This window comes from Rapidithrix thailandica, assembly GCF_039710355.1.
Lineage (GTDB): Bacteria > Bacteroidota > Bacteroidia > Cytophagales > Flammeovirgaceae > Rapidithrix > Rapidithrix thailandica.
In genome coordinates this window covers 77,319-85,318 of the sequence record NZ_JBDKWZ010000025.1, presented here as the reverse complement: position 1 = coordinate 85,318, position 8,000 = coordinate 77,319, and the positions used below count along the sequence as shown (strand labels likewise).

The 8,000-nt window shown below is 39.9% G+C and carries 8 protein-coding genes; 7 read left to right on the top strand and 1 reads right to left on the bottom strand.

Annotated features, from left to right (window positions below; translation table 11 throughout):
- The 7 genes from AAG747_RS27500 to AAG747_RS29260 all read left to right on the top strand — a co-directional run.
- Positions 1–1,729 (top strand): GNAT family N-acetyltransferase (locus tag AAG747_RS27500; RefSeq protein WP_346824473.1); only part of this gene is annotated, 1,729 nt, incomplete at its 5' end.
- A gap of 1 nt (position 1,730) precedes the next feature.
- The gene (locus AAG747_RS27495; protein ID WP_346824472.1) at positions 1,731–2,177 is read left to right on the top strand and encodes a hypothetical protein; all 447 of its coding nucleotides are present in this window, start codon (positions 1,731–1,733) and stop codon (positions 2,175–2,177) included.
- 332 nt (positions 2,178–2,509) lie between these two features.
- Positions 2,510–2,827 (top strand): Rossmann-like fold-containing protein, encoded by a 318-nt coding sequence (locus AAG747_RS27490; RefSeq protein WP_346824474.1) that lies wholly within the window; start codon positions 2,510–2,512, stop codon positions 2,825–2,827.
- 139 nt (positions 2,828–2,966) lie between these two features.
- Complete coding sequence (locus AAG747_RS27485; protein ID WP_346824471.1) at positions 2,967–3,467, top strand: hypothetical protein; 501 nt, start codon at positions 2,967–2,969, stop codon at positions 3,465–3,467.
- A gap of 10 nt (positions 3,468–3,477) precedes the next feature.
- Positions 3,478–4,047 carry an alpha-ketoglutarate-dependent dioxygenase AlkB gene (locus AAG747_RS27480; RefSeq protein ID WP_346824470.1) on the top strand — a complete coding sequence of 190 codons (570 nt, stop codon included), beginning with the start codon at positions 3,478–3,480 and terminating at the stop codon, positions 4,045–4,047.
- A gap of 79 nt (positions 4,048–4,126) precedes the next feature.
- On the top strand, positions 4,127–5,029 hold the full coding sequence (locus AAG747_RS27475; protein WP_346824469.1) for a hypothetical protein: 903 nt from the start codon (positions 4,127–4,129) through the stop codon (positions 5,027–5,029).
- 259 nt (positions 5,030–5,288) lie between these two features.
- On the top strand, positions 5,289–5,438 hold the full coding sequence (locus AAG747_RS29260) for a helix-turn-helix domain-containing protein (RefSeq protein WP_430300677.1): 150 nt from the start codon (positions 5,289–5,291) through the stop codon (positions 5,436–5,438).
- 371 nt (positions 5,439–5,809) lie between these two features.
- Here AAG747_RS29260 and AAG747_RS27470 read toward each other — a convergent pair whose 3' ends face one another.
- Positions 5,810–7,750, bottom strand: a complete 1,941-nt coding sequence (locus AAG747_RS27470; RefSeq protein WP_346824468.1) for a phosphatidylinositol-specific phospholipase C domain-containing protein — start codon at positions 7,748–7,750, stop codon at positions 5,810–5,812.
- Positions 7,751–8,000: the final 250 nt, after the last annotated feature.

Sequence of the window (8,000 nt, the reverse complement as noted above, 5' to 3'; positions counted from 1 at the left end):
TAATGTTTTTACTGCCGTAGAGGTAGGGTTGGACGTGCTGGGGATGATGTCCAGTGGAGGTACTTTGCTGATGGTCAAAAACCTGAGCCGGCTTAGAAAAGCATGGCTGATTTTTGATGTGGTCAACACTGCCGCTTATCTGACAGCTGATAAATTATTAAAGTTGAGTTCGGACCCTGAATGGCGTACAGCGATGGTTTCTTGGAGCATTGTGACAGCCGCGCTTAACTTAAGTGAGCTGGGATATTCTTCCTTGAGCAAAAAGCCCCAATTAGATGATTTACTAAATAATATTAATTATATAAAGAAATCAGGGGAAGAGTTTCGGACCCATGCCAAAACCTTTATCGAGGCATTTAGTAAGGTGAAACGCTCCAACCTGAGCACCGAAGAGGCCAGGAAGACTTACGACCAGATCAAGGAAATGGCGGGTAAGCTTCAGGAGAAGCTGAAGATCAGTAGTAAGTTAGGGGATACGGGGCAGCGTATTGTCAAGGTAGGAACGGATGCGGAGCTGGAAAAAGCCTTTAAGTGGTTACAACAATCGGGCAAGACAGAGCATTACACCGATGTGGTGGTGCACGGTGGGCAGAACAGCTTCCGGGTATTTCAAAACGATGCCTGGTACGAACTGAGCCATCGGGATTTGGCAGGCTATCTGAAATCCAAAGGTTATACGGGTCAGAAACCTGTTCGATTGCTGGCCTGTAACACCGAAGAAGGCATTACCCAACTAACCCGAGATTTGTCCAACAAGTTGGGCCGGGAAGTATGGGTACCGGAAGGCACGGTAAAAGTCCATGCCGATGGCGGTATCACCATTGCCTCGGAGCAAGGTAGCGGCCAATGGAAAGTATTCCGTCCACAGCAAGGCCAGGTGGCTACCAAATCCCCTCAAGGCACCCAAAAGCCCAAAGAATATGTGGTGTTGGGGAAAGAGTTTCCATCGCATTTTAACAGTGCTGTGGTAGCCGAAATCAATAAACTCCAGGACAAACCAGCCTTCCTGAAGGATTTTGCCAAAGCAGATAAGAAAGTGATTGAGGCGTTTAATCAAAATCCTAAATTTGTACAGGCCTGGGCTGTTTTAAATAAGGTAGACCCTGATAATGCTAATAAGCTGGACAAGGAGGTACTGGAGGAAGTGTTGAGACATTTAAACAGTTCAAAAAAGAGCGTTAATAATCTTGTAAATGAGATTCAAAGTGCCGGTGGGTATGAGAAATGGATTGATGATTTAGGAGCTACTATAATATGGACTTCTAATAAAACAGAAGGTGTTCGTCTTTTACAGAAGATTGATTATAAGAGAATGTACTTTTATAGTCGCTCAAGTATAAATAAAAAATTAGACGATCGATGGCAGGGAAATGCAGAGATTTCTGATGGATGGATTGAATTTGACTTTAAAGTATCACCAGAATTGAGAAATCAAGGATTAGGCACTACAATGTTTAATGAAGCTGTATCTTATTTTAAGAAAAATTATAATGTTGAAGGCATAAAGGGTTTTTGGTTGCACCCTGACAACTATGAAGATGGTATATCTGCAAATTACACTGCTTTTTGGAAAGAATACACTAAAACTAAAGATGCTAAAGCTGCAGCATTAAAAACACCTACAGGCCAATGGGTAGAACAGTGGGCAATTAAACAGGGAGTTACTGTTGAAGCTAACGTAGAGGTTAGAGGAGACTATGTTGAAACATATTTTAAAATAGTTGAATAAAATGACAGTATATATTTTTACAGAAACATCAAAATCATTTATAAGCACTGACAACCTAAAAAGTAAGTGGATAGAATCAATTTTGCTAGTTTTAGGTAAAAAAGTGGATAATGTGGAAAACTTTTCTCTTTCTGTTCAAGAATGTCGTCATTCACTAGAAAGAGTTAATTCAATAATAAAAGGTATTTTACCTGAGCTAGAGCCTATTGGTCAAAATATAGGTAGAAAAGTTAATTTATTTCTATTTAATAAAGAGTATACATTTATACCAACATCTAAGTCTGGGCATAAATTGATGAATTATTATTCTATAAAACTTCTTCTTGAGGACGCTATCAAAAACAATGTTAATTTGAAAGTTATATTTGCTAGTGGAGATAATAATATACCTGAACCTATCATTGAAAAAATCGATAATATAGCGAAAAATACTACCCCGCCTGAATGAAGTATATAATCTACTTCCTGCTTTAGGGGCTTCTCTTTCCACCGATTGCCAGTGACAATAGTGACGACAGTAGCTTTGTTTACGTATGATATTTGGCCGATGGCAGTGCGGGTAAGTTTTCATCGTAGTTATATCTTGTTCAATCACAATACCACAAAATTCTTCCCCATTGCCAAATTTTTAATAATGCCATCCTTATTGCGAGAGTACTACCTACAAAGTGGTATTTATGCAAATGGATTGAATAATATAAATTTCTTAAAAGCGCAAGGAATTGAACTATTGGGTGGAGTAGATGCTTCTAAGCTATCAAACTATTTTAAAGTGGGGAAATCGGTGAAATTATTTTTCAGTTTCCCTTTGCAGGAGGAAACAATAAAGTTAAAGAGACTGAAAAATTGTTAAATAAAATGTTCATTGAAGCGGATAATATTTTGAATAATCAGGGGATCATTTATATCACTGTTCCAAAATTTTGGGCTTCTCGGTTTAAAATGGATGAGCTGAGTAAAAGAACAAATTTTAAAATTATTGAGATTAAAAAGTTTGAATTTGATAAGTTCCCAGGGTATGAACATAGAATTACAGATGTTGATAAAGCAGCAAGTTCTATTAGAGAATCTTACACTTTCATCTACCAAAAGAGGTAACCGAAAGCTAATCTTATTACATAAGAGAACATGATTTGAAAACTTGAATTCCAGTAAGGTAAGTGATCAAATAAGCTTTTAAAGCTAGAACAATACTTTAAACTCTGTCAATAGTTTTTCATCTATAAGAGTGTAAATTATGAGTACCATACAAACAATTTTGGAAAAATATTCTCCAAAGTACGGTTTAGAAATAGAGCCTTTATATCTTGATAATGCAAAATATGTAGATACTTTTATAGAAAAACATCCAACTATAAAATTAGATAAGTCTTTTGTAAACTTTCTACAAAAATATGAGACAATAGGGTTGAATACAGAGAAAGATAATTTTGGAATATATGGTTGGGGGATGATAGAAGAACTAAATGAACCTCCAATAGAGGATAACGATTATCTGGGTTTTTCTACTTTTATTAAAGATTTTGAAAAAGAGGAAAGTTTGAGCATAACTTTTTTCTATGACTTATCCAGCGAGAGGGAGCAGGGGATTTATAGAAAAACGTGTATCTATACGCAGGATGAAATTACTTATGAGAGTGATTATCATTTTTTTTGCAATACATTTATAGAATTCTTAGAGATAATATTTGATTGGATAGATAAAAATGTTTCAAAAGAGGAAGCTTTAGGTAATTAACAATGAAGGTATGATACAAATTTCTGGCTTAAAGTATGTGCCCAATTACCTCTCTAAAGAAAATTGTGAGTTTTTATTGAAAGCAATTTATGATAATGAATGGATGAGTGAACTTTCAAGAAGAGTTCAACACTATGGTTATAAATATGATTATAGAAGTAGAGCAATAGACATGACAATGAAAGGGAGACCTTTCCCAAACTGGGCGATATTGTTAACCCAAAGGCTTAAGAAAGATGGATATATAAAAGATTTAGCAGATCAACTAATTGTAAATGAATATCTTTCAGGGCAAGGAATTGCCAATCATATAGATTGTGAACCATGTTTTGGAGATACTATTGCATCTATTAGTTTAGGTTCTTCATGTATTATGAATTTCGTTGAAAAGAACTCGAAGAATAAAGTTGAATTACTTTTAGAACCTTGTAGTCTTTTAGTTCTTTCCGGTCAAGCTCGTTATAAATGGACGCACGGGATAAACAAACGACTATATGATCAGTATAAAAGTGAAAAATTAAAAAGGACAACAAGAGTGTCCTTAACTTTTAGAAAGGTAATTCTTTCAACACCGATCTAGAAATAGACTAAACGCTAACCCTTCATACTGCATTAGGAATAAGGCAAAGATCTTTAAGAGAAAAAATAACTTTTAACCCATGCAAAAAAACATACTTCTATTTTTTACGCTACTTTTCAGTTACTCAGCGCTTTGGGCACAACAAAGGCCTTTTTCTGCCTTGTCGCGTTACCTGGAGGAAGGAGGGAAGGCCGGTTATCAGGTTGAGGAAACCCGGGCGCAGTCGGACCTGGAAGTTTTGGGACGCTATGCCCAGGATACGCTGTTGGAAGTACGGGGCAGGGTATACGAAGTAGTCCGGCAATTAGGGCAACTGCCACAGGAATCGCTCCGTCAGCAAGCGGTGGAATTGCTGGTGCAGGGCATCGGGGATGAAGACGGTGGGCTCAGCGGCTATTGCAGTCGCTCGCTGTGTTATTTTACCCTGCCGGATTTTAGCACCCAGGCTAAAACGACTTTGGCCGGGTATTTAAAACCGGAAACGGCCCATCTGTCACAAGTGCTGCGTTTGGCGGGCTTTGTACAGTTGCAGGAACACACAACAACCTTGCGCTTATTCACCGGGGAAGCGTATTCCGGGTCTATCCGATGGAGTGCTTATCTGGCCCTGGCCCGTTTGGGCGATGCGCAAGCTTTGGCCTTTTGTCTTCGCACCATCCGGCGTTATCCTCTCAACGATGATCTGGTTTACGACCTGCTGCCCGACCTGGTGTATGTCCGTCAAAAAGCCGCCAGTGATTACCTGGTCAGCCTGTTGCAACGCGATGAAACCAATTGCGAGTCAGCCGATGCGGAGACTTCCGGCAAGATCCCCTGTGCCTACCGGTTGATAGAATATTTAGCTCCCATCGTTGAACATTATCCCTTGCATCCCGGCCCCAGCGGAGATCTCAACACCGACAACTACCCGGCCGCCCTGCAAGAAGTCAGAGCCTGGTTTGCAGCCCATCCGGAGTATGAGTTGGTGGAGGAGCGGTATTAAGTGGAATTATAAAAAAGATAATTCCAGCAAGTAAATTTACTTGCTGGAATTGTAGATCCCCCGGCTAGACAATTTCAGAGTCCTTATGAATTTACTCTTCGGGTTGAAAGGACTGATTTTGAATCTAAACTGAATATTCTTTTAAAGAATGGACCTGAAAAACTAAGCGTCCCTTATATGACAGACTTTTTAGGAATGTCTCCTCGTACACTATCCAGAAAGTTCCGGGAAGAATTGGAAATTTCCTCCCGGGAAGTGGATTCAACAAAAACGAATTGATCTCGCCATTACTCTATTAGAGAACGCCAATCATAGTATATCAGAAATCTGTTTTTTGGCAGGATATGAGGATGTTTCCTCCTTTACCGGGATGAAGCCGTCGGAAATTAGAAGACAAATAAAGTCCTGAAAAATTTGGGAGAATAGCCAGTTATTCTTCCTACTATAATTTCACTCCCATGACTTCTCTTATGATGAAATCGAAGGGACGGTGTACAACAAAAGTAGCCAAACTGTGTCCTTATTACTTCGGATACTTTGACCAAACCTTTCCGCTTTAAAAAGCAAGCAACCGGGTCGAAGTTTTCGGATGAGGTATGCCGTTATTGTATTGTCGGCAAAGGTGGAATCCGTTTTGTTTAGAGGAGGAATTTGTTGATACAAGACGGAAATCCCTATCCTAAATTAAGAGACTGCCCAAACGTTTCCGGACAGCCTCTCATAAATGATGGACCGTATAATGGTTACTACCACATTACCATGTATTGGTCTTCAAATAGGTTAGTGTCGGTTCAACATAATTGCACAATCTGTGGCAGAAGCATCTTCCGTAAAGTCAGTGTTCAAGATATTGATCCGGTACTGTTTGCCATATTCAGCAACAAAACCGCGCAGGTTACGATTGGCTTGCCGGGAAAGTTCTTCTAAGGTTGGATGATCGAAAATATCTATAGCCGTGGAGAAGTCAGGTGTCAGGGTCCAGCATAGTTTAAATATCTTTTTGGAGTTAGACTGTAGCTTGGTTAATTGATCATTTCTCATTGCGTTATAATCAACTTTGTCCGAAAACGATCCGCCTTGGTCCTTAATTTTGTTAGCAAAAACAAACCCTTTTTCTTTAGAAATATCATCTTGATAAATGATCAAGACACGAGGACCGTTGCCTACAAAGGTGCTAAAAGGAGTGTCCGCATAATTGCCGCTAGCATCATCGTAAAGATAATCACCCAAGGCGTTTTGTACTTTTTCAACAAATTCCGCATGGCGGACGGTTTTGGAAGTACCAAAGCAGAATTTATTAAACCTGATGATGACCAGCTCATGGCTATTGCCAGGCAAACTGTTTAAGTAGTTTTTAAAATCGCCTAATATCTCATCCATCTTTGTCGCTAAGATGGTATGATAAGTATGGTATTGGTTATTTTTAAAGGCGGGCCTGATGTCAAAAAAACGGACACCGGCATCTAATTGTCCTTTGATACTAAGACGCTGCGCTTTTGCCAGTTCCTTTACTCTGCCAATTTTGCCTAATGGTATGTTTACCGGTGGACATGCCATATCATCATAGAGTTTATGAGTCCCACTGTCATGCGTTCCGGGCAGGCAAATATCCTTGAGTTTTTTTCCTCTCAATAGATCGTATGAATCCGTCATCCAGGTAGAGCGGTCTATAAAAAGGGAAGTAGTGGCCCAGAGGGTTCTGTCATTTGCCGATTGGTGCGCTTGTACTGCCATAGATCCATCGGCTGCTATGGCTATGGCAGGCTTGGTTCCCGAATCAAACTTTTGTGTAGAATACCAGAAGATATTGTCGTCTGATATTGTCCCTTGCTTTTTTTTGAGCCAGTTGCCTTCCATGTGGACTTCTATCACTTCATTGTTATCAGTCAGTGCCACAGACGGGTATAGGCCGGTGGTATAGCCATAGCCATTACTTTTCCACGAGATGGTTTTGGCGGAAGTATTCAGGGTACCTATCCTATACCATAAGGCGTTGTTTGACTCGTGCACTTCCACGACCGTACCATAATTATTGATGGCTATCCGCGGATGAGCACCGTACCCATACCTTACAGAACTGCCCCACGAGATGGTTTTGGCAGAAGAGTTCACTTTTCCTACCCGGTACCATAAGCCATCGTTGTTTTGTGACTTGTGCACTTCCACGACATAATCATTCATGATGGCTACAGAAGGATATTTACCTTCGTCATATTTTATAGAGCTTCCCCACTGAATAATACCTGGACCCGTAATTTCCCCAACCATATACCACAAGCCATTGTTGTTTTGTGACTTATGCACCTCCACAATTTTGCTCCCATTATAAGCCACTTGTGGGGTGACTCCCGTAGAATAGTTCTTGCTGCCGTACCAATCGATGTCCATTTGGTTGGATTTGCCGATACGGTAAAATAGCTTGTGACCACTTCCCCCTTCTTCATGGACTTCTACCATGCTATAGACATGATCGCCAAAGGGGGTTACATTATGGTGAATTCCTATACCCGGATAAGCGCCTGTTGTGTAATTTGTAGCCAGGCCAAAGTTTACATCCTTGTCCGGGTCTGGCAGTGGCGATTGAATGAATCCTGAGTTGGCTATTTTTCTTATTTGATTGGCCTCTTCATCTTCAGGAGTATCGAGGAGTTCGTTTTTACACGCTGCCATGGAAAGGATGGCCAAGGCAAAGCAAAAAAGCATTTTTAAATATCTTTTCATGTTTATTTTCAATAGTTTAAGGATGAGAATTTATGTTTGATAATAGCCATATGAAAAGCCGGTGGCTATGGTACAGAAGCATATTTTTACACCTTCTTTTTATTTTCAAAAGGCATAGAATAGCCAGTAAGCCCGGAAGGGCTGTTTTTTTACGGATACATGTTTTTGGGTTTTGATTAAATGGTCATTTATAATTGACGCGTCAAAAAAAGGACTGGGGCAGTCCCGGATTCTCACATAAAATATTGCC

Bases quoted from the DNA above. Each gene is read 5' to 3' on its own strand.
- AAG747_RS27495 (WP_346824472.1), top strand. From the start codon at position 1,731: ATGACAGTATATATTTTTACAGAAACATCAAAATCATTTATAAGCACT.
- AAG747_RS27485 (WP_346824471.1), top strand. From the start codon at position 2,967: ATGAGTACCATACAAACAATTTTGGAAAAATATTCTCCAAAGTACGGT.
- AAG747_RS27480 (WP_346824470.1), top strand. From the start codon at position 3,478: ATGATACAAATTTCTGGCTTAAAGTATGTGCCCAATTACCTCTCTAAA.
- AAG747_RS27475 (WP_346824469.1), top strand. From the start codon at position 4,127: ATGCAAAAAAACATACTTCTATTTTTTACGCTACTTTTCAGTTACTCA.
- AAG747_RS27470 (WP_346824468.1), bottom strand. From the start codon at position 7,750: ATGAAAAGATATTTAAAAATGCTTTTTTGCTTTGCCTTGGCCATCCTT.